Raw genomic sequence first — 22154 nt, forward strand, 5'->3', positions numbered from 1 at the left:
GGTGTTATACCGCGATTGTTAATAAAAAGCTAGATGACCAGACGTAAACGGGCACGTCGCGCGCTGAGTCTGGGGTGGGTTGTGAGGATCACATAAAGAATGGGACGCCAGGCCATAAGCACCTCCGCAAGCAGATACTAACAGCATGGTGCGGGAGCATGCGATCTTCGGTCAGTCAAAAGTGCTATCCGTGAAGCGCAAATTCATACTGCGATATTGCTGAACTGGCCGCCGGGTTGGTAATTCTCGCAATCGGTTCTATAGTCGTCACAGTTTCTTAGTAACCAGGACTGACTGATGCGCTTTAACGGACTGACCAAAGGTTTCTTTATTTTCATTCTCGCCCTTGTGACCTGGGCCTTCTTCGACGTGCTGTCGCCCTACTTCTCCGCGATACTGTGGGCCGCTATTCTGACCGTCATTTTCAACCCGGTAAAAAACAAATTGCGCGCCGCGCTGGGGGATCGCAACGGGCTGGCCTCGCTGCTGACGATTGGCATTATCTGCCTGATCGTCTTTATCCCGCTGATGGTGATCCTCTCCTCGCTCGCCATCGAGCTGAACGTGGTTTACACGAAGCTTCAGGAGAACAACACCCAATTCCCGGAGGTAGTGGCGAGCATCTTCAACCACTTGCCGGACTGGGCCAGCGGCTTCCTGGCGGATCACAACCTGACCAACGCGGCGCAGATCCAGAAAAAACTCTCCGACGTTGCGCTGCAGGGCGGGCAGTATCTGGCAGGCAGCGCGTTCCTGATCGGCAAAGGCACGTTTGGCTTTGCGATTAGCTTCGGCATCATGCTTTACCTGCTGTTCTTCCTGCTGAAGGATGGACCGTATCTGGTACGCCAGATCCTCGACTCCCTGCCGCTGTCTGATTTTGTTAAACAGCACCTGTTCGCCAAGTTCGTCGGCGTCTCCCGGGCGACGGTGAAAGGGACGGCGGTGGTGGCCGTCGTTCAGGGCACGCTCGGCGGGATCGCGTTTGCCATCGTGGGCATCGACGGCAGCGTGCTCTGGGGTGCGCTGATGGCGTTCCTCTCGCTGGTCCCCGCCGTCGGCTCGGCGATTGTCTGGGTGCCAGCCGCCATTTACCTGTTCGCCACGCACCAGCTCTGGCAGGGGCTGTTTATTGTTGGCTTCTTCGTGATTATTGTCGGGCTGGTGGACAATATCCTGCGCCCGCTGCTGGTGGGGAAAGACACCAAAATGCCGGACTACCTGATTCTGATCTCCACCCTCGGCGGCATGGAGCTGTACGGCATTAACGGCTTTGTGATTGGGCCGCTCATCGCCGCGCTGTTTATCGCCTGCTGGAACCTCTTCTCCGGCCGCGATCACGCGGGTAATGCCGAAGAGCTGGACGCCGAGTTCATCGAAGAGGGAAAAAACTCTCCAGATTTGTAGGGACGTGACGATAACGACCACATCAGGCGGCGCTGTGCCGCCTTTTTTTTCGCCTTAAATCAAACGTTTTCTATAATTTGAAGAACGCCATCCTCTTTATGCGGTAAAAGGATCTCCAGGTGCGAATCGCGACAATAACCAACTGGGCCTACGGTGCCACGGTCTGCCTGACTATCGCCTCCGGCATTATCATGCTGATGGCCTCCGGAGCTGACACCGCCGAACGTCAGGCCATTGAACTACGTCAAAATTTTGATGAGCTTACAGAAAATATTGAAACCGACGCCTGGAAACAGTCCGATTTAGCGCGCCTGTATGTCATCAAAAAAAATCCGCAAATCCTCGATGAGTACAATGCGTCAGAGAAAAAACTGAAGAGCATCGAGCTGAAGCTGGAGAAACTGCAGGACACCGGCGCTTCAGATGACGAGCTGGCCCTGCTACATGATGGTTTAAAAATCATTGATGCACTGCAGGATGAGCAGCAGGAGGCACTGACGAGCGCGGCCCGGGGTGAAGATGCGCAGGCCGTTGCCCTGCTCTATGGCATGCCCTACGAGCAGGAGCTTGAGCGCGCACAAACCCAAATCGATCGCTTTCGCCAGATACTCGACAAACGTGTCATCGCCTCCGTGCGGGAGGCGACGAAAAAATCGAAAGCGCTGCGCACGGCTTCTGAAGTGATGGTTGGCCTGACCGCCCTGCTGTTCTTGTTTGTGCTCGGCTTTATATTAAAACGCCGCGTGCTGCGCCCGGTGGTACGCCTGAGCGACGTGGTTCACCGTCTGGCCTCTCAGGACTTCGCCGTTGAAACGCCCAACTTTAACCAGATTGATGAGATTGGCGATATGGCCCAGGCCATCCGCATCTTTCGTGAAAACGGCCTTGCGCGACAACGTCTGGAAAAAGAGCGTGACGCCGACTGGGCCATCCGCGAGCTGCTGGCGCGCATGACGCAGCGGCTGCAGGGGTGTGAAAACTTTGACGATGTGATCAACGTGGCGGAGCTGTTTGCGCCCAATATCGCGCCGGGGATAGCGGGCCGGCTCTACGTTTTTGACCGCGATCCGTGGCAAATGCGCTGCGTCGCCCAGTGGCTTTCACCGGCAGATGATAAGGCCACATTCCACCCCGATGCGTGCTGGGCCGTGCGTCGCGGTCAGAGCCACCCGCCGGTTAACGGTGAACCGGATGTCGCCTGCTATCATCTCCCGGAATCACAGGCGGAAAGCGCGCTGTGCGTACCGCTTATCGCCCAGGGCGAGGCCATTGGATTGCTCTCGTTCCAGAACATCGCCCCGGAAAATGCTCCTGCACGCGCGTATCTGGAACTGATGGCCGAGGCGCTCGGACTGGCGCTGGCGAATCAGCGCCTGCGCGACGCGCTGCTGGAAAAAGCCTTGTTTGACCCGCTTACCGGCCTGCGTAATCGTCATCATCTGGAAGACACCCTGCACACGCAAATGACGCAGGCCATGCGCAACGGCGAGCCGTTAAGCTGCATGATGATCGACATCGATCACTTCAAGAGCATTAACGACCGCTTTGGTCACGAGGCCGGCGATCAGGTAATCAAAAACGTGGCGACGATTGTTCAGCGGGCCGCGCACGACGGCGGGCTGGCATTCCGCTACGGGGGCGAGGAGTTTCTGGTTCTGCTTCCCGGGGCCGGTGAAGCAGAAGCGCACGCCTGCGCGCAGAAGATTTACAACGGCGTGCATGCGCTATCGCTTCGCTACGGGCTGACCGAGATTGGGCCGGTGGATGTGTCGATTGGTATCGCCAGCTATCCAGAGCATGCTCAAAGTGACAACCTGCTGCGCGCCGCGGACGTGGCACTGTACCGGGCGAAAGAGCTGGGACGCTCGCGAATTGTGAGTTTTGGGATGCTGGAGGCGGGCTAGACCGCCCGCCGGGTGGCGAACGCGAAAATATCTGGCATCAAAAAATTATAAACTTTTCGTGATATTCTTTTTTAATAAAGTTTACCTTATATACTCTTCTCAGAGCGTAAAACGCACGTTATAAAAATAGTGGCTTTTCAGTCTATTATTCTTTAGCGCGTCTATAATCGCCTCATCATAAAAATATCCTCTGGCATATTACCGCGATTATAAAAAAATAATCGCCTCAACTTTATCCCTGTATTAATGCGTGGCTCGCAGATGTTCGTGCGCGTGTCAGGCATTATTCTTTCACACTGGAAAAACGTCTATGTCTAATGTGGATTTACGATCCAAAAAATCCTGGGTAGCGCTGGCCATCATCGCCGCGATCGTGGGCGCGATAGCATCCGCATTTGCGTGGACGGCGGGTTGGATCGGTTCTCGCACCACCAGTCAGGCATTAGTCTCGGAAACATCAACGCCGTTTCCTCCCGGATTTCGCCGGGCACATGGCAAAGGAATGTGTTTTACGGGAAACTTCATTCCAGCCGGTTCAGCAACGTCTTTGTCAACCGCGCGCCTTTTTTCCCAGCAGCACACCCCTGTTGTCGGACGGTTTTCCATCGGCACTGGCGACCCCCACGCGGCGGATAGCTCAACGAAAACTCTGAGCATGGCCCTGATGTTCAGAACAGACGATAACCAGCAGTGGCGTATGGCGATGAACAACGAACCCTTCTTTGCGACCCGGGACCCTGAAGGATTTCTGGCGCTGCACCGGGCAACCGCGCCAGACCCGGCCACCGGCAAGCCGGATCCACAGCGCCTCGCGGCATTCTTAAAAGCCTATCCGGAAGCAGAGAAATACCTCAAATGGGCGGCACAAAAGCCCGCCCCCGGGAGCTTTGCCGGCGCAACGTTCTACAGCATTAACGCCTTTTACCTCGTGGACGGTCTCGGAAATCGCCAGGCGGTACGCTGGATGATGCGCCCGCACGATCCTTTTGTGTCGCTGAGCGAGGAGCAGCGCCAGAAGGCCGATCGCAACATCATGTTCGAGGGCGTCAGCCAGAGGCTTGCTCAGAAGCCTCTCTACTGGGATTTTGTTCTGCAACTCGCCCAGCCGGGCGATCCGGTGGATGACCCTTCCCGGCCGTGGCCTAACGATCGCAGGCAGATCGTGGCCGGTACGCTGGAAGTGGCGCGCGTCGAAGCCCAGGCTGACGGTCCGTGCCGCGACGTTAACTTCGACCCCTCGACGGTTCCTTCGGGTGTGAACGTGTCTGACGATCCGGTGTTAAACGCGCGTTCTGCCGCGTATTCACACTCCTTTAGTCGCCGGGAACGGGAAATTGGTTACGGCAAAGCCACCGAAGCTGTTGAAAAGCAGGAGGTAAAATGAACCCGAATCAAGAACACGGAAAAGCGCCGCAGCATTTCAACGCCCTGGCAAGAGGACTACACTGGCTAATGGCGGCGATGATTCTGGCCATGCTATTTATTGGTACTGCAATGATGACGACGCTTCATCACCGGATTGCGCTTATCGACCTGCATCGCCCTCTGGGGATTGCCATATTACTGCTGGCGCTGCTCCGTCTGGTGAACCGACTTCGTAGCAAGACGCCCCGGCTGCCTGCTGATTTACCCTTCTGGCAAGTGCTTGCGGCTAAAGCGTCGCACTGGCTGCTGTATGCGCTCATGCTGGCAATGCCATTTTTGGGCTGGGCGCAGCTGTCGGCAGCAGGCTTGCCCGTCGTCATGTTCGAGGGATTTAATCTCCCACCGATTTTGCCAGTAAGCCCAACCCTTTTCGCCTGGTGCCACGATGCGCATAGCCTTCTGGCAAAACTCCTTTTTGCCGTGGTGCTATTACATATTTCTGCTGCATTAGTACATGCCTGGATCTACCGGGATAGCGTTTTTGCCAGCATGACGAAAAGCGGCAACCAGAAAAATTAAATAAAAAAAAGGCCTTTTTATCCGCTCTCGAATAAAAAATCGCCGGAGTGTGATAATTAAACGGCACAATTAGCGCGACATATAAATTGGCGAAAAATAACCAGGCGTCGTTGTCCCGGTAACCTGCAGTCTGGGGCATCCGACGTTATGGTTAGCAACGCTGCCCGGGCGATGCCTCGTGCGCGTCAATAAAAAACGATCGTTTTTTAGCCGAAAGCGACTTTATTCACATAATGGTCGCGTACTTAAAAAAAGAAGCACTCCCAGTGCTGTAAAACCCGCTCGCACCAAACCACTTCAACTCGATGATTTTAAAACATTTTCCTGCAACGCATATCCAAAAACGGTAGCGTCTCAACAAAATACATAAACTAGTAGGATAACTAAATTATAATTCATATACTTCTGTGCAAAAGTGGAGGCCATAATGCGATTAATCCTAATGCTGGTATGCTGTCTGGTTCAGAGTTTAGCCTGGGCGGGTGAACTGCCGAAACCCGCCGGAAAACCCATTTTGACGATTTACGGGAATATAGAAAATACTAACGAAGATGGAAAAGCAGTGTTTGATCTCGCAAGCCTTGAAAAACTCGGGATGGTGAGTTTCGAGACGACATCTCCCTGGTATACGGGCAGGACGAAGTTTGAGGGTGTTCCAATGAACAAACTCATGGATTATGTTGGAGCAAAGGGTTCTGTCGTTAATGTTATTGCCCTTAATGATTACGCAACCGCTATTCCTCTCAGCGATTTTAAGAAATATAACGCTATTCTTGCCTTAAAGATTAATGGCGAATATATGCGTATCCGCGATAAAGGCCCATCATTCATTGTATACCCTTATGACAGTCTTCCTGAGTTGAATAATCAAATTTATTACTCGCGTTCAGCATGGCAGGTTAGCAAAATGAAGATTGAATAGCAGTTCAGGAGAACATAATGAACAGGATACTGGTTGGTATCATTTTTTCTCTTTTTATCACGACGGGATATATTGCATTTCTTGTTTACGATCGTCAGCAAGAGCTGCAAAAACTGACTCACTACACTGAGTCCTGGTCCGTGGCTCAACTGGTATCAGAGTACTACCGATTTGAATCATGGCTTGGTCTATACGCAACCGATACCGATGACGTTACGATAGACCAGGCCCGCATGCGTCTCGAAATTATGCTCAGCCAGAGCGAGTTACTGAACGGGGGAGACTTAGGCCGCTATATTGAGAGCGATAAAACGCATCAAGAGATCGCTGCACGCCTGAAAGAAATACTGGCGTATCTGGACAGTAACCTGGAAAAAATGAGCCATGAGGAATTAAAAAAGTACCTGGCAAATATGCACCTGCTCGACGCGCCGCTCAGTCAACTGTCTTCAAGCGCATTAACCAAAGATATTAACACAATTAATGAATCCAACCATAAAATACAGATTCTATATTATATTTACTCCGTACTTTCGTTACTTCTGGTGATATTAAGCTTTATTCTGGGGTTCTTAATGATCTATCAGAATAAAAATATTCTTAAAGCCCACATGCAGGTTAAAACCCTCGCTGACGAACTTCAGCGGTCAAAAGAAACGCTGCAAATACAGAATTCGAAGCTGGAATATGATGTGTATCATGACTCCCTTACCGGCATGAAAAACCGTCTGTTCTTCTGGGACGATCTCAATAAAATTACCCTTCAGGCAGATAAAAACCATACCCCTGTCACGGTGATGTTATTTGATTTAGACCGGTTCAAAGAGGTCAACGATACCTATGGCCATGACGCCGGCGATTTACTGTTGAATCAGGTATCCCGACGGCTTACCTCAATGAGTAACGCGACGGATACGTTTTACCGCCTGGGCGGTGACGAATTTGCACTTCTCTCCAGCGGCCTGACCGAGAACGCGGCGGTTTCGCGCGCCAAAGAGATCAGCGCTCACATTAGTCTGCCCTATACGATCAATAACCAGCTGATAAAAATTGCCACCTGTGTAGGTATCGTTTTATCTGATAATGAGCGGCGCTCGGATTATCTCTATAAATTTGCCGATCTGGCCCTCTACGAAGCCAAAAAAGAGGGCTCACAGCAGATAAAAGTCTTCCGTCAATGGATGCTGCAGAAGCTGCAGGAAAGCAGAACCCTTGAGCATGATATGGCTCTCGCGATCAGCAACCATGAATTCGTTGTTTATTACCAGCCTATTGTCGATTCATTCAGCAATGAAATTTACGGCTATGAAGCGCTTATTCGCTGGATACACCCGGTAAAGGGGATTTTGTCGCCTGATTACTTTATTTCTGTTGCTGAAAAAACAGGGATGATCAATGAGATTGGCAAAAATGTGCTTGAACTTGCCTGCCGGGAGGCGGTTTCCTGGGCGGTTCCGGCCAGAATCTCGGTAAACGTTTCACCTGTTCAGTTGGGGACTAAATCATTTACTGCAATGGTTCAGTCCATCCTGAAAGAGACAGGCCTGCCGGCCAGCCGCCTTGAGCTGGAAGTTACGGAGTCTTCGCTCTTCAGTGACAGCAACACGCCGCTTACTATTCTCAAAAAACTCAGATCGCTGGGGGTAAAAATCTCCATTGATGATTTCGGAACGGGTTATTCCTCGTTATCAAGGCTGAGTGAACTCAATTTTGATAAAATTAAAATTGATAAATCCTTTGTGAATCCGATATCCACCCAAGACGATGCGCTTAATATCGTTAAACTGATAACCGGCATGGCGAAGAGCCTCAATATGCGGGTCATTGCAGAAGGTGTGGAAACCGAAGCGCAGCTTGAACGGCTTCAGGCGCTGGGCTGCGATCTCGTGCAGGGCTATCTGTTTGGAAAGCCACAGGCTGAAATCGATAAAAATATAAAAAACGGTACAGTGTGATCTTACCGGGATCACACTTTTCAACCCTGGGTATACACATACAATGACCGGGTGTTATCATTCACCCCGTAAATACCTTTCAACTCAATCCGAGGCTTTGATGCTGGAGAATGTAATCATCCGATAATCAGCTCCCCGACCTTTTCAGGCCGGACTGATTATCAATGCGCCGAAATCGAATGCGGACACCGCTGTGTGTTTGCACGTTTTGCACATGATGATTAAACAGGTTTTCCAGTATGAATTTATCCCGTCAGGAACAGCGTACCTTACACGTTCTCGCCAAAGGTGGCCGTATTGTGCACGTCCGCGATACGTCCGGCCGCGTCACCGCCGTTGAATGTTACAGCCGCGAAGGGCTATTGCTCAGCGACTGCACGCTCGCCGTCTTCAAAAAGCTCAAAACCAAAAAGCTGATCAAATCCGTTAACGGTCAGCCCTACCGCATTAATACTACCGGGCTGAACAACGTCCGTGCCCAGCCTGATAATCGTTAAGGAGAGGATGATGGATATCCCACGCATATTTACTGTTAGCGAAAGCGAACACCGCATTCATAACCCCTTCACGCCAGAAAAGTACGCCACGCTCGGGCGCGTGTTACGCATGAAGCCAGGCGCGCGCCTGCTCGATCTCGGCAGCGGTTCGGGAGAGATGCTTTGCACCTGGGCACGCGATCACGGGATTACTGGTATTGGCATCGACATGAGCCCGCTCTTTACCGCGCAGGCAACGCGGCGCGCAGAGGCGCTCGGCGTCAGCGAACGCGTCCATTTTGTGCATAACGACGCGGCTGGCTACGTGGCTGATGAACAATGCGACGTGGCGGCCTGTGTTGGCGCCACATGGATTGCTGGAGGCGTTGCCGGGACGATGGACCTGCTGGCACAAAGCCTTAAGCCCGGGGGAATCATGCTCATCGGTGAACCTTACTGGCGACAGGTTCCCGCAACGGAGGAGATAGCTCGGGCTTGCGGCGTCTCGTCCACCGCAGACTTTCTCACCCTGCCCGACCTTGTCGCGTCTTTCGATCGCCAGGGCTATGACCTGGTTGAAATGGTGCTGGCAGATCAGGAAGGCTGGGACAGATACGAAGCCGCGAAATGGATGACCCTGCGCCGCTGGCTGGATCAAAACCCCGACGATGATTTTGCACAGGAGGTGCGCGCGGAGCTGACGGCAGCGCCTAAGCGCCATGTGGCTTACACAAGGGAATATATTGGCTGGGGCGTGTTTGCGTTAATTGCACGATAGGAGGGAGTGGCGGTATAGCCTTTTGGGGCTATACCGGCCTTAAGCATGAAGCGCTCAGCATTGTGAACGCTACGCTACGCCTGGCATGAAAAAACTTCTATCATTGCTTTTTCCGTTACCGCATTCACAGGCGCTTTATGGACACCCCTTCTTTTCTCTATTTATTGCTTTTCCCGGCCAAAAAGATGATGAAAGTGGGTAAAGCCAATAATATCTATAACCGCATTCAGTCGCTAAAACGGGTCTGGGGCGATGTGGATTATGCCCATTCTTACCGCATTGCGTTACCGCAGTCCGAGGTCTTTAAGCTAGAAAAAATGCTGCATTTTCTTTTGGCCAAATATCAAACGGGCATTGATGCCGGCGACGGCTATACCGAGCTGTTTTCCATTGAGGCGCTGGAGCCCGCCATTAAGCATATTCATTACGTCATTGAGCATGGGGTCATTGATGCTCAGCTCCTTCAGGGAATCGAAAAGCCACAGCTTCGGCCCGGCAAAAGCGCGGCGCATCGCCACGCGAAAATGAAAAAACAGTCAGATACTATGATTAACAACGTTGTCAGGGTGACGGAACAGTTCAGCAGGATAAATCGTTTACTGCTTATCTTGCTATTTAAGCAGCACCGCCTTCGTTATCAATATGACATTGAAGGTAATACCATACTTTTTCGGATAGCAGACAACCGTACTGACCAACGCGATGCTCACAAAATAATGCGCATGTTCAGCTTTTTTATTGAAGACTTCAGATACTTGGGAGGGACCAACTACTGCTCGGGGGTCTTTGGTGAAGGCACGGTCACGCAATACAACGTGGAGTTGATTTCAGGCGACCCTGACGCACATCCTCTGGTGGCCTATCTCGCCTCGCAAACAGAGCGCTTGTTTAATAAATTGCCATCGCGATCGGCGTTATTAATGGTAGATCTGCCGATACTGGAATCGAGCCGAATCCTGCGTAGGGTATTACAGAGTGATGACGAGGATTAAGTTGCTTATGCCGCGACACTTATTGCTATTCAAGGGCAAGACGACGTACTGTCATCAAGAAACCCAAAAATACTTCCACCGTTTTCCAACGCCGGGTAAGGATTTGAGTTCCAACAACATCACATCCCGCCTTCATCAGTCCAGTCAGTTTACGAGCAATACATAATGTCGTTGCACCGGCCATTTCTACCGCTCCGAGTAAAACGCTAAGCTCATCCAGTAACAGGATACTTAGCGTGACCTGCTCCCTGTTGATTAATACACCGCGATGTTAGTAATGTCTTCATAAGCCACATGAGGACATCCCCATGAAGAAGCGTTTTTCCGACGAACAGATCATCAGTATCCTCCGCGAAGCTGAAGCAGGGGGTTCTGCCCGTGAGTTCTGCCGCTAGTACGCCATTTCCGACGCCACCTATTATACCTGGCGTAAGAAGTATGGCGGTATGGAGGTGCCCGAGGTTAAGCGCCTGAAATCGCTTGAGGAAGAGAACGCGAGACTCAAGAAGCAGCTTGCCGAAGCCATGCTGGATAAGGAGGCACTTCAGGTGGCCCTGGGGCGAAAGTACTGACGACAGACCAGAAGCGGGAAGCCGTGGTATTGATGTGTGATGCGACCGGTCTGTCGCAACGTCGTGCCTGCATGCTTACAGGCTTGTCCCTGTCGACCTGTCGCTATGAGGCTCAGCGACCGGCGGCTGATGCGCATTTATCAGGGCGCATTACTGAGCTGGCACTGGAGCGCAGGCGTTTTGGTTACCGCCGCATCTGGCAGTTACTGCGCCGTGAGGGCCTTCATGTTAATCACAAGCGCGTGTACCGCCTTTATCATCTTAGAGGGCAGGGCGTAAAACGCAGACGGCGTCGTAAAGGACTGGCAACAGAACGTCTGCCTCTGCTCCGCCCGGCGGCGCCCAACCTGACCTGGTCGATGGATTTTGTCATGGACGCGCCCGCCACCGGTCGCAGGATCAAGTGCCTGACCTGTGTGGACGACTTCACGAAGGAGTGCCTGACAATTACCATCGCATTCGGGATTTCAGGCGTTCAGGTCACGCGTATTCTGGACAGCATTGCACTGTTTCGAGGCTATCCGGCGACGATAAGAACTGACCAGGGGCCGGAGTTCACCTGCCGCGCACTGGATCAATGGGCTTTTGAGCATGGTGTTGAGCTGCGCTTAATCCAGCCGGGCAAGCCAACGCAGAACGGATTTATTGAGAGCTTTAACGGGCGATTTCGCGATGAATGTCTGAATGAGCACTGGTTCAGTGATATCGTTCACGCAAGGAAAGTCATTAATGACTGGCGGCAGGATTATAACGAATGTCGTCCACATTCAGCACTGAATTATCAGACGCCATCAGAGTTTGCAGCACGGTGGCGGAATGGAAAATGTGAAGGTAAACAAACCGACATTACTAACTGATGGTTGTATCTAATACTGGGGGCAGGTCACTAGGGTACGTTTTGATGTTCTCTCTTAGGATCAATACTATCTGGAGTCATGAGTTTATATGTGGATTGTTCTGTGTAAACCTCCATAAACTCACCAAAATCTATCATGATGATGATTTCACCTTTCTCTCCTTCAGGTAAACCAAACGAACCAGCTTCATCACGTGAATTCATATCTCTCCCGTTAGACACAATATATTTATATCAATATCAATAAAGCCCCAATTCATGAGGCTTTTGCATGATTAGTTACAGAGAGCTCTTTTTCGCTCCCTCAATCTCAGCCTGACAAACATCATCATTTGTAAATGTATACTGTAGGTAAACATATCCCTGTGCAGAACTGTTCGCTCTGGCTTCGATAGAAATAGCGCCAATATTATTTTTTAGCGGCGTTTCTTTTGTGCCTTTCCAGGTGGCGGATAGGAAGCGCTCTTTTTTATTTAGCCCCATCATCCAGTCCTGAGGCTCTTTCCAGATTGAACCAGCCAGTAAAAGGTCTGTGGTTTCGGCCTTTCCATAAAGTGAGCTTAACGAACTACTTAAATCTTCAAACCGGGATTTCAAGGCAAGCCCATAGCTATCGGTATCAATGTTTTTACCGACAGCCCTAATTTGACATAAGCCAGCTTTAGGCGAGATCAACAAACCATACATTTCAAAATCCGCGTTTTGCTTTGGTAGTTTATCGGAAGTATAAAGATTCACGCTGTCCGGTAGTGGTTTTAGCTTTGCCCCGATCATATCTTCGATATTTTTCTGGGTCAGACCAGCCTCAAGACCGAACGGGCCTTCAGCGGGTGGCAACAGAGGGGGTTGTTCTTGTGTAGTTTTAGCCGTTGCTTCCTTCTTGTCACTGGCGGTTGCTGCACTGTCCTGAATTGGTGCAAGCTTAACTTCAGCGAGACCATACTTAGCGGTTAGATATTTTTGCTGCAGCATAGCCATGCTTTGTTCTTCAGTGGCAACGGCTGATAGTTTGAGTACCTGTATCAAACCGCCAGTGTACTGGCTGGCATCTGCTTTAGCTTCGTTGATTTTTGCAGTCAGATTATCGATCTCTGTTTTAATGGAGGCCGCAAGTTCAGGGTCTGGCTTGGTACCAGAGACTACTACATCAATTTTGGCACCGGACTCAATAGCATTTATACGCTGTTCCAAAAGAGCCTTATTCGTTCCCAAAACTTCCAGTCTTGCGGTGGTTAAATTCTTGATCAGCCCACCAGAAAATTGTTGATCAACTTCTTTCGCTGCTAAGATTTCGCCCTCAGTCTGTGATAGCTCAGTCTTAAGAGCCGCAACTTCCTGTTTTTGTTCCGGGGTTAACTCTTGTGGCCCGCACCCGGTTAACATCGTTATGCCCACTAATGTTGCAATCAAAGTTTTATTCATATCCCTATCCCAGTTGAAATAATCCGGATTAATCCTATCAGGAAGATAGGCATATTAAAATTTATCCGTTCTGGTCATGCCCAAAGCCTGATGTATATCCTCCGACTGTTCCTGTTTAAAATACGCCTCACCAGCCCATCTGTATCACGTTTGAACGATCGCTCATTTCCACTCCAGAAAAATTCGTTATATACACAGAAAAGTAGTCAGCCCGGTTGGACCATTTAGCCCAACGCACTTAACCTATTGATTTAAATGAATACACTCTGTTTTTTGGCTAACTCTTTTATGGGTTTGGGCTAAATTTGAGGATTTTTGGGTTAGACCAGCCCTGCTTCGAAGAGTGGTTATCCAGCAGACCATTTCTTAAGCTTGCTTTCATGCCATTCCAGAGCAATTTCTCTGAATGTGTTTGTTACCGCCAAGGCCCGAGTGATTTTTTCTTCTTGCTTCAATACCCCCGGATCGATACCCCCAGCGATCCCCCTTTTAGCTTCATCTCGTTTTGAACGAGCATCAGCCAGGGTAACGGCAGGGTAAACACCTAAAGCCAGGAGCTTTTCTTTGCCATCAACACGGTATTTTAAGCGCCAGTAACGAGCACCATTGGGGTTAACAAGCAGATAAAGCCCACCGCCATCAGCCATCTTGTATGGCTTGTCCTTTGGCTTAGCGGTCTCTCCCTGTCGAGCGTTTAGCTTCAGTGGGGGTATCTCCTTTAGACCGAACAGCATATACCCCCGGATATACCCCCAAAGTGATGTAGATTAAGGGGTACTTCGCTAGACCTCAAAATAATGAGGAAGGGCTTAAACCTAGAGTATAAAGGGTTCCGGATGACTTGAGTAAACTTTGAGAGATGCTTGAATGGTGCCGATAATAGGAGTCGAACCTACGACCTTCGCATTACGAATGCGCTGCTCTACCAACTGAGCTATATCGGCCCTGAGAGGTCGGTTACGAGTGTAACCACGGGGCAAAAGGTTAGATCTAACCGGGTGATGCGTCAATGCCCTTTTGAATCAAACGGCTATTTTTGCATCACCCGTGACTATTTACGCACGAATCGTATCGTCACCGAAGCCGATCCACTTATAGGTGGTCAGCGCTTCAAGGCCCATCGGACCGCGCGCGTGCAGTTTCTGCGTGCTGACCGCCACTTCTGCGCCAAGTCCGAACTGGCCGCCGTCCGTGAAGCGGGTGGAGGCGTTCACATATACCGCAGAGGAATCCACTTCATTCACAAAGCGATCGGCATTGCGCAGCGTACGCGTCAGGATCGCGTCAGAATGCTGCGTGCCATGTTCACGAATGTGCGCAATAGCGTCGTCGAGATCCACAACCACCTTCACGTTCAGATCCAGCGACAGGAACTCGTCGTCGTACTGCTCCGCTTTTACGGGAACCACGCTAGCCGGGCCACCCTGGAGCAGCGCGAGGGCATTGGTATCAGCATGCAGCGTCACCCCGCTCTCCGCCATCTGTTTGCTCAGGGCTGGCAGGAAAGTACTCGCAATCCCCTGGTGCACCAGCAGCGTTTCCACGGTGTTACAGGTGCTTGGACGCTGAGTTTTGGCGTTGACGATAATCTTCAGCGCTGGCTCAATTTCGGCGCTGTCGTCTACCACGATATGGCATACGCCGATGCCGCCCGTGATGACCGGAATGGTCGACTGCTCACGGCATAGCTTGTGCAGGCCCGCGCCACCGCGTGGGATCAGCATGTCGATGTATTTGTCCATGCGCAGCATCTCGTTGACCAGTGCGCGGTCAGGGCTCTCAATCGCCTGCACGGCCCCCGCCGGCAAACCGCACTCTTCCAGCGCCTGCTGGATGACTTTCACCGTCGCGGCGTTGGTGCGCCAGGTCTCTTTCCCACCGCGCAAAATGGCGGCATTACCGGTTTTCAGGCACAGGGAAGCGACGTCAACCGTCACGTTTGGACGGGCTTCATAAATCACGCCGATGACGCCGAGCGGCACGCGGCGACGCTCCAGACGCAAACCGCTGTCGAGCAGCCCACCGTCAATCACCTGTCCTACCGGGTCGGCCAGATTACAAACCTGACGAACATCATCGGCGATACTTTTAAGACGCGCCGGGTTCAGCGCCAGGCGGTCGAGCATCGCTTCGCTCAGGCCGTTTCGACGCGCTTCCAGCAGATCCTGCTCGTTGGCAAGCAAAATGTCCTGAGACTGAGCTTCCAGATAATCAGCGATTTTTTCCAGCACGCGGTTTTTCTCGCGGCTGGAAAGGAGCGCCAGTTTGTAAGAGGCGGCCTTCGCGGCTGCGCCCATTTGTTCCAGCATGTTCTGGCTCCTTAACGAATAATCATGTCATCGCGATGCACGGCAACCGGGCCATATTCATAGCCCAGAATAGCGTCGATCTGCTGCGAGTGGTGGCCCGCAATGCGGCGCAGGGCATCGCTGTTATAGCGGCTTACGCCATGCGCGATGTCGCGACCTTCAAGGTTGCGGATGCGGATCACTTCACCACGGGAGAAGTTGCCTGTCACGCTTTTAATTCCTTTAGGAAGCAATGAACTCCCTCGTTCCAGAATCGCCGCGGTTGCCCCTTCATCAACGGTGAGTTCACCGGCAGGCGGCGCGCCAAAGATCCAGCGCTTGCGGTTCTCCAGCGGGGATTCCTGGGCGTGGAAGCGGGTGCCGACGGAAATGCCTTCCATCACGTCGCCAATCACGCCAGGGCGGCTGCCCGCGGCAATGATGGTGTCGATACCGGCGCGGCACGCCACGTCGGCGGCCTGCAGCTTGGTCCCCATCCCGCCCGTTCCGAGGCCGGACACGCTGTCACCGGCGATGGCGCGCAGGGCATCGTCGATACCATGAACATCGGTAATCAGCTCGGCTTCCGGGTTGGAGCGCGGGTCGGCGGTGAACAGCCCCTGCTGATCGGTCAGAAGCAGGAGTTTATCGGCACCCGCCAGGATGGCGGCCAGCGCAGAGAGGTTATCGTTATCGCCCACTTTTATTTCAGCGGTGGCAACGGCATCGTTTTCGTTGATAACGGGAACAATATTGTTGTCCAGCAGCGCGCGCAGGGTATCGCGGGCGTTCAGGAAGCGCTCCCGGTCTTCCATATCCGCACGCGTCAGCAGCATCTGCCCGACGTGAATACCGTAGATAGAGAACAGCTGTTCCCAGAGTTGAATGAGTCGGCTTTGTCCCACGGCGGCCAGCAGCTGTTTAGAGGCGATCGTCGCGGGGAGTTCGGGGTAACCCAGGTGTTCACGCCCGGCGGCAATCGCCCCGGAGGTCACAATCACAATACGGTGCCCTGCGGCATGCAGCTGAGCGCACTGGCGTACAAGCTCAACAATGTGGGCGCGATTTAGGCGGCGCGATCCGCCTGTTAACACACTGGTACCGAGTTTTACCACCAGCGTCTGGCTGTCACTCATGATTCTCTGCCGTTCAACGATAAGGGAAAGTAATGTCGAACGAACGTTTTAACAGGAGTCAGCCCGGTTGCCAACTGCCTTAGTGCATCACCAGGCACTTTGTTGCGCGGGATCAGGAAGCGTAGCGGCAGAATTTGACAAATTTATTACCGTAATAATAAATCACAGTTTTTTAAAATTATTCTTAGTTTGTCATAAAAGTTTCATTCCAGAACGATAAAACCCTTCCTGTTTTTTCACGGGACTTAAGCATCAGCTTATCGTCCAGCGAATTTTTAAAGCGCGTTTATAAGACAGGATCGAAAATGAAAAAGAGCACTCTGGCATTAGTGGTTATGGGCGTGGTGGCTTCCGCATCTGTTCACGCAGCAGAAGTTTATAATAAAAACGGTAATAAACTGGACGTGTACGGCAAAGTGAAAGCTATGCACTATATCAGTGATGATGACACCAAAGATGGTGACCAGACTTACGTTCGTTTCGGTTTTAAAGGCGAAACCCAGATTAACGATCAGCTGACGGGCTATGGCCGTTGGGAAGCTGAATTCGCAGGTAACAAAGCTGAAAGCGACTCCTCGCAGAAAACACGTCTGGCGTTCGCCGGTATTAAACTGAAAGACTTTGGTTCACTGGATTACGGCCGTAACCTGGGCGCGCTTTATGACGTCGCGGCATACACCGATATGTTCCCTGAGTTCGGCGGTGACGGCCTGGCACAGACCGACAACTTCATGACGAAACGTGCCTCCGGACTGGCCACCTACCGCAATACCGATTTCTTTGGCATGGTAGACGGTCTTGATATGACCCTGCAGTACCAGGGCAAAAACGAAAACCGCGACGTGAAAAAGCAGAACGGTGACGGCTTTGGTACGTCTCTGGCCTATGACTTCGGCGGCAGCGATTTCTCCGTCATTGGTGCTTATGCCAGCTCCGATCGCACCAACGCGCAGAACCTGCAGGCGCGCGGTGAAGGTAAAAAAGCCGAGGGCTGGGCAACCGGTCTGAAATACGACGCGAACGATATTTACCTGGCCACTATTTATTCTGAAACCCGCAATATGGCCCCTATCTCCGGTGGTTTTGCAAATAAAGCGCAAAACTTCGAAGTGGTTGCACAATATCAGTTTGACTTTGGTCTGCGCCCATCCGTGGGTTATGTACAGTCCAAAGGTAAAGATATCGAAGGCATTGGCGACGAAGATATCGTGAAATATATTGACGTGGGCGCCACGTATTACTTCAACAAAAACATGTCCGCGTTTGTTGATTATAAAATCAACCAGATTGACGACGATAATAAGCTGGGCGTGAGCAGCGATGATATCGTTGCGCTGGGTGTGACGTATCAGTTCTAAGATTATCCAAATAAGAAAATCCCGGCATACAAGCCGGGATTTTTTTGCCCAGGGTAAATGCGGTCTGCTGCCCTCACCCCGGCCCTCTTCCACAGGAAGAGGGAAAAACCATTACGCGGTCAGCTTCACCGCTTCGCTGGAAAAGTCATCCGCTGGCTCTAACTTAAGGTCCAGGGTGGCCAGCAGCGCGCTCGCTTTGTCGTGGAACTCTTTCAGGGTGTATTCCAGGCGATCGATCACTTCCTGATCTTTGATGGCCGTGGCCTGCCAGTTGCCGTCTTTGTTAAACAGGCCAAACTGATAGCTATACGTAAAACGTTTCTCCTCTGCTTCCATTTCCATCCACCAGCCCCAGAATTCACGTTTTTCGGGTGCAGGCTTCACGTTGACGCATACAGCCAGGCAGTCGAAAAAAAAGCGATTCTCTTCACACTGCTCTTCTCGAATATACGGGCCGAGAGCCATAAATTTCTTGATCAGCCTACTTTTCGGGTGTCCACTCGGTAACGTCATTGCGATCTCCTTTTGTGAAGCCACTGTTTTACCAAACCAGCGAAATTTAGCAATCTATTAACACACTCTCTGGGCGATCCAGCGCGTGATCTCTTTCAAGGCTTTGTCAAAATTCTGATACACCGGGCTGAACGGCACCTCAAGCAATTTGCCATCCGCAGATGACGAAGTGATTAAGCGTGACTCTTCCTCCGGGCTGAACGGATCGTTTTTCCAGAAACCGGACAGCATCGGCGTCGGGCAGCGGCGTCCAAGCAACCCTTGCGTTTTTAACGAGTAGCGATTGAGTTCGACGCGCAGCGCTTCGTCTGAGGCATCATGCATGCCAAGGCGACTGGCAAGGACGTCCAGATACATCTCCGGCACGCTGCCCTGACGGGCAGGATCGCTGAGCAGGGCGTGAACCACCGGGCCCAGGCAGGCGACGGCCTTCAGACGTGAAGATTCAAGGTAAGCCAGACGTACCGCAACGTTGGCACCAAAACGGAAGCCGAACGCCGCGACGCGGGTGTGGTCAACCCACGGAACATTTTCCAGCGCTTTAAGCGCATGCTGGTGCAGCAGGCTCGAATCCTGCGTTAACTTCCACTTCGATGAGAATCCAATAGAAGGCATATCGAGCGTCAGCATCGCGATCCCTTTTGGTGCGAAGTAGCGCTCATACAGGCTGTAATAGTCGATTTGCAGGGAATCCAGCCCGCCGCACATTAGCACGGTCGGGAACGGGCCGTCACCTTCAGGCATGTGCAGGAACCCGGTGACGGGCGCACCGCCCGGAACGGCGAACTCAAGCTCGCGCATCTGACCCGGCAGGCGTTGAGCAGCCTCCTCATAAGCACGATTCGCCAGCGCCTGAGCCTGCTCGGCCAGCTCATCCCCTTTCAAATGCGGATAGGCGGCGATGGCGTAGAGGTTGGCCGCATGCAGCCAGTGCTTGCCGCTTCGCGTGGCATCCTCTTCCTGGCTGGCTTTTTGCTGCCAGAGCATCGCCTGTTTAGACCATTCGTAGATCCAGTTCCCGCCCCGGTAGCCCACCACCGTGTCGTAGAGCTCGCTGTCGGTACGCTCCGACTCGCTCATTACGATACGCGCCTGCACGTCGAGGATTTCACGGGGATCGATACCGCGCCAGATCCACATCAGGCGGTTAATCATGCGATACCAGTGGGGCACGTTTTTACCGTCTAAAGCGGACTGGACGGCAGGCATGGTTCCCGGATTAAACCGACGGACCAGCGTCGACGTTTCAGGGTGTTTGAAACGGGGTTTGAAGAGAGTCTCGGTGAGATTCGCCTGCGTCATTGCGTTGCCTCCATGGATACGTCATATAGTGCCCATTGTAACGCGTGGCGGGATAAAAAGAACAACGCCCGGCATAGCCGGGCGTGTAAAGTTACGTACTGAAATTAACGGCCTGAAATAGGCGGTACGAAGACCACGCCCATATCCCACGGCTGTTCAATCCAGGTATCCTGTGGGATATCAATGACGTAATCGTCAACCAGTGGGCGACCCGCTGGCTTAGCGAAGATCGTCACGAAGTGCGCTTTCGGGTACATTTCGCGAATAGCGACCGCAGTACCGCCGGTGTCCACCAGATCGTCGATAACGATGAAGCCTTCACCGTCGCCTTCAGCGCGTTTCAGCACTTTCAGCTCACGCTGGTTATCATGGTCATAGCTGGAGATGCAGACGGTATCGACATGACGAATACCCAGCTCACGTGCCAGCAGCGCCCCCGGTACCAGACCGCCACGGCTGACGGCAATAATGCCTTTCCACTGTTCGGAAGGCATCAGACGCGCAGCCAGTTTGCGTGCGTGAATCTGCAACATGTCCCAGGTGACGACGTATTTTTCGCTCATGTGAAGTGTCCCAGCCTGTTTTTATACGGCTTAAAAAGTGTTCGAGGGGGAAATAGGTTGCGCGAGATTATAGAGATCTGGCGCACTAAAAACCAGTGTTTAGCGCTCCCTGCCTGAGTTTTTACATGCTTTATGCTACCAGCCAGCAGAGAAAGTGGTATTCTCAGTTGCATCTCGCAAGCCTGTCTTGTGGTAACTATTAACCTGCTAACCCTGTGGCCTGCAACCCTGTTTGCAGCGCCTCGACAAGGAGACTTATCGTGTCTGAACTGTCTCAATTATCTCCGCAGCCGCTGTGGGATATTTTTGCCAAAATTTGCTCCATTCCACACCCTTCCTACCATGAAGAACAGCTTGCCGAACATATTATGGGTTGGGCGAAGGAAAAAGGTCTGCACGCAGAGCGCGACCAGGTTGGCAACATTCTGATCCGCAAACCGGCTACCGCAGGCATGGAAAACCGTAAACCGGTTGTACTGCAGGCGCACCTGGACATGGTGCCACAGAAAAACAACGACACCGTTCACGACTTCACTAAAGACCCAATCCAGCCGTACATCGATGGCGACTGGGTAAAAGCGCGCGGCACCACCCTGGGCGCGGACAACGGCATCGGTATGGCCTCTGCGCTGGCGGTGCTGGCTGACGACAGCGTTGAACACGGTCCGCTGGAAGTTCTTCTGACCATGACCGAAGAAGCGGGCATGGACGGCGCGTTCGGTCTGCAGGCGAACTGGCTGCAGGCAGATATCCTGATCAACACCGACTCCGAAGAAGAAGGTGAGATCTACATGGGCTGCGCGGGCGGGATTGATTTCATCTCTACCCTGCCGCTGTCACGCGAAGCGATCCCTGCTGGCTTCCAGACCTTCAAGCTGACGCTGAAAGGGCTGAAAGGCGGCCACTCTGGCGGCGACATTCATCTGGGTCTCGGCAACGCCAACAAACTGCTGGCGCGCTTCCTGGCGGGCCACGCGGCCGAGCTGGACCTGCGTCTGGTGGACTTCAACGGCGGCACCCTGCGCAACGCGATCCCACGCGAAGCCTTTGCCACCGTGGCGGTGCCAGCGGCGAAAGCGGACGAGCTGAAAAAACTCTCCAGCGTCTACCTGGATATCCTGAAAAACGAACTGTCGGCGAAAGAGAAGAACCTGACCGTAGTGCTGGAATCCGTGTCTACGGATAAAGCCGCCCTGACCGCGCAGTCTCGCGATAGCTTCGTTCAGCTGCTGAACGCGACGCCAAACGGCGTGATTCGCAACTCTGACGTGGCGAAAGGCGTGGTGGAAACCTCTCTGAACGTGGGCGTGGTGACCATGAGCGACGACAGCGCGGAAATTATCTGCCTGATCCGCTCCCTGATCGACAGCGGTAAAGAGTATGTAGTAAGCATGCTGGAATCTCTGGGTGCGCTGGCGGGCGCGAAAACCTCCGCCAAAGGCAGCTACCCTGGCTGGCAGCCGGATGCAAGCTCTCCGGTGATGGCGCTGGTGCGTGAAACTTATCAGCGTCTGTTCAACAGCACCCCGAACATCCAGGTGATCCACGCGGGTCTGGAATGTGGTCTGTTTAAGAAGCCGTATCCGGACATGGACATGGTTTCCATCGGGCCAACCATTACCGGTCCACACTCGCCGGATGAGCAGGTTCATATTGAAAGCGTCGGCCATTACTGGACGCTGTTGACGGAACTGCTGAAGGCGATCCCTGCGAAGTAATTTGTCGTCTGTTGCCCGGCGGCGCTACGCTTGCCGGGCCTACGATGA

Annotated in this window: 18 protein-coding genes, 1 tRNA gene and 2 pseudogenes; 12 read left to right on the forward strand and 9 right to left on the reverse strand. The window is 52.5% G+C overall.

Annotated elements, in window-relative coordinates; translation table 11 throughout:
• The first annotated feature begins 297 nt into the window (after positions 1–297).
• From ACTJI7_RS07480 to ACTJI7_RS07525, 10 genes and pseudogenes are all read left to right on the forward strand, one after another.
• A complete protein-coding gene (locus tag ACTJI7_RS07480; protein WP_028012104.1) occupies positions 298–1407 on the forward strand; it encodes an AI-2E family transporter in 1110 nt (369 codons plus the stop codon).
• A 119-nt stretch (positions 1408–1526) separates the two neighbouring features.
• Positions 1527–3311 carry a diguanylate cyclase gene (locus ACTJI7_RS07485; RefSeq protein ID WP_248177551.1) on the forward strand — a complete coding sequence of 595 codons (1785 nt, stop codon included), beginning with the start codon at positions 1527–1529 and terminating at the stop codon, positions 3309–3311.
• Between the two features lie 310 nt (positions 3312–3621).
• Positions 3622–4695, forward strand: a complete 1074-nt coding sequence (locus tag ACTJI7_RS07490; protein ID WP_236327504.1) for a catalase family peroxidase — start codon at positions 3622–3624, stop codon at positions 4693–4695.
• Positions 4692–5255, forward strand: a complete 564-nt coding sequence (locus ACTJI7_RS07495; protein WP_041911125.1) for a cytochrome b — start codon at positions 4692–4694, stop codon at positions 5253–5255. Before ACTJI7_RS07490 ends, ACTJI7_RS07495 begins: the two co-directional genes overlap by 4 nt.
• 427 nt (positions 5256–5682) lie before the next feature.
• Complete coding sequence (locus tag ACTJI7_RS07500; RefSeq protein ID WP_028012099.1) at positions 5683–6177, forward strand: molybdopterin-dependent oxidoreductase; 495 nt, start codon at positions 5683–5685, stop codon at positions 6175–6177.
• Between the two features lie 17 nt (positions 6178–6194).
• The gene (locus ACTJI7_RS07505; RefSeq protein ID WP_440669976.1) at positions 6195–8132 is read left to right on the forward strand and encodes a putative bifunctional diguanylate cyclase/phosphodiesterase; all 1938 of its coding nucleotides are present in this window, start codon (positions 6195–6197) and stop codon (positions 8130–8132) included.
• Between the two features lie 239 nt (positions 8133–8371).
• Positions 8372–8629, forward strand: coding sequence for a YjhX family toxin (locus ACTJI7_RS07510; protein WP_028012097.1), 258 nt, complete (start codon positions 8372–8374; stop codon positions 8627–8629).
• A 10-nt stretch (positions 8630–8639) separates the two neighbouring features.
• On the forward strand, positions 8640–9386 hold the full coding sequence (locus tag ACTJI7_RS07515) for an SAM-dependent methyltransferase (protein WP_063155384.1): 747 nt from the start codon (positions 8640–8642) through the stop codon (positions 9384–9386).
• A 137-nt stretch (positions 9387–9523) separates the two neighbouring features.
• Positions 9524–10378 carry a GIY-YIG nuclease family protein gene (locus tag ACTJI7_RS07520; protein ID WP_063155385.1) on the forward strand — a complete coding sequence of 285 codons (855 nt, stop codon included), beginning with the start codon at positions 9524–9526 and terminating at the stop codon, positions 10376–10378.
• A gap of 308 nt (positions 10379–10686) precedes the next feature.
• A pseudogene (locus tag ACTJI7_RS07525) lies at positions 10687–11807 on the forward strand (IS3 family transposase).
• Between the two features lie 29 nt (positions 11808–11836).
• Here the strand turns inward: ACTJI7_RS07525 and ACTJI7_RS07530 are convergent.
• From ACTJI7_RS07530 to proB, 6 genes and pseudogenes are all read right to left on the reverse strand, one after another.
• A complete protein-coding gene (locus ACTJI7_RS07530) occupies positions 11837–12010 on the reverse strand; it encodes a hypothetical protein (RefSeq protein ID WP_154818598.1) in 174 nt (57 codons plus the stop codon).
• Between the two features lie 75 nt (positions 12011–12085).
• Positions 12086–13228, reverse strand: a complete 1143-nt coding sequence (locus ACTJI7_RS07535; protein ID WP_063155387.1) for a hypothetical protein — start codon at positions 13226–13228, stop codon at positions 12086–12088.
• A 350-nt stretch (positions 13229–13578) separates the two neighbouring features.
• Positions 13579–13932, reverse strand: a pseudogene (locus tag ACTJI7_RS07540) (tyrosine-type recombinase/integrase); the annotation flags it as partial.
• A 164-nt stretch (positions 13933–14096) separates the two neighbouring features.
• Positions 14097–14172: transfer RNA gene (locus ACTJI7_RS07545), tRNA-Thr, on the reverse strand.
• A 111-nt stretch (positions 14173–14283) separates the two neighbouring features.
• Positions 14284–15537: a glutamate-5-semialdehyde dehydrogenase gene (proA, locus tag ACTJI7_RS07550; protein ID WP_063155389.1), complete on the reverse strand. Its 1254-nt coding sequence runs from the start codon at positions 15535–15537 to the stop codon at positions 14284–14286.
• 11 nt (positions 15538–15548) lie between these two features.
• Entirely contained in the window at positions 15549–16652 is a 1104-nt protein-coding gene (gene proB, locus ACTJI7_RS07555; RefSeq protein ID WP_014882684.1) for a glutamate 5-kinase, read from the reverse strand.
• Positions 16653–16957: 305 nt separating this feature from the next.
• Here proB and phoE point away from each other — a divergent pair, with 305 nt between their 5' ends.
• The gene (gene phoE, locus ACTJI7_RS07560) at positions 16958–18010 is read left to right on the forward strand and encodes a phosphoporin PhoE (RefSeq protein ID WP_028012086.1); all 1053 of its coding nucleotides are present in this window, start codon (positions 16958–16960) and stop codon (positions 18008–18010) included.
• A 111-nt stretch (positions 18011–18121) separates the two neighbouring features.
• Here phoE and crl read toward each other — a convergent pair whose 3' ends face one another.
• From crl to gpt, 3 genes are all read right to left on the reverse strand, one after another.
• Positions 18122–18523: a sigma factor-binding protein Crl gene (crl, locus tag ACTJI7_RS07565; protein ID WP_063155390.1), complete on the reverse strand. Its 402-nt coding sequence runs from the start codon at positions 18521–18523 to the stop codon at positions 18122–18124.
• A gap of 57 nt (positions 18524–18580) precedes the next feature.
• Positions 18581–19825 (reverse strand): esterase FrsA, encoded by a 1245-nt coding sequence (gene frsA, locus ACTJI7_RS07570; protein WP_028012084.1) that lies wholly within the window; start codon positions 19823–19825, stop codon positions 18581–18583.
• Positions 19826–19929: 104 nt separating this feature from the next.
• A complete protein-coding gene (gene gpt, locus ACTJI7_RS07575; protein WP_003863205.1) occupies positions 19930–20388 on the reverse strand; it encodes a xanthine phosphoribosyltransferase in 459 nt (152 codons plus the stop codon).
• A 260-nt stretch (positions 20389–20648) separates the two neighbouring features.
• Between gpt and pepD the strand changes: the two genes are divergently transcribed.
• Entirely contained in the window at positions 20649–22106 is a 1458-nt protein-coding gene (gene pepD / locus ACTJI7_RS07580) for a cytosol nonspecific dipeptidase (protein WP_045630671.1), read from the forward strand.
• Positions 22107–22154: the final 48 nt, after the last annotated feature.

It is taken from the genome of Enterobacter sp. 22499, from assembly GCF_052044815.1.
Lineage (GTDB): Bacteria > Pseudomonadota > Gammaproteobacteria > Enterobacterales > Enterobacteriaceae > Enterobacter > Enterobacter bugandensis.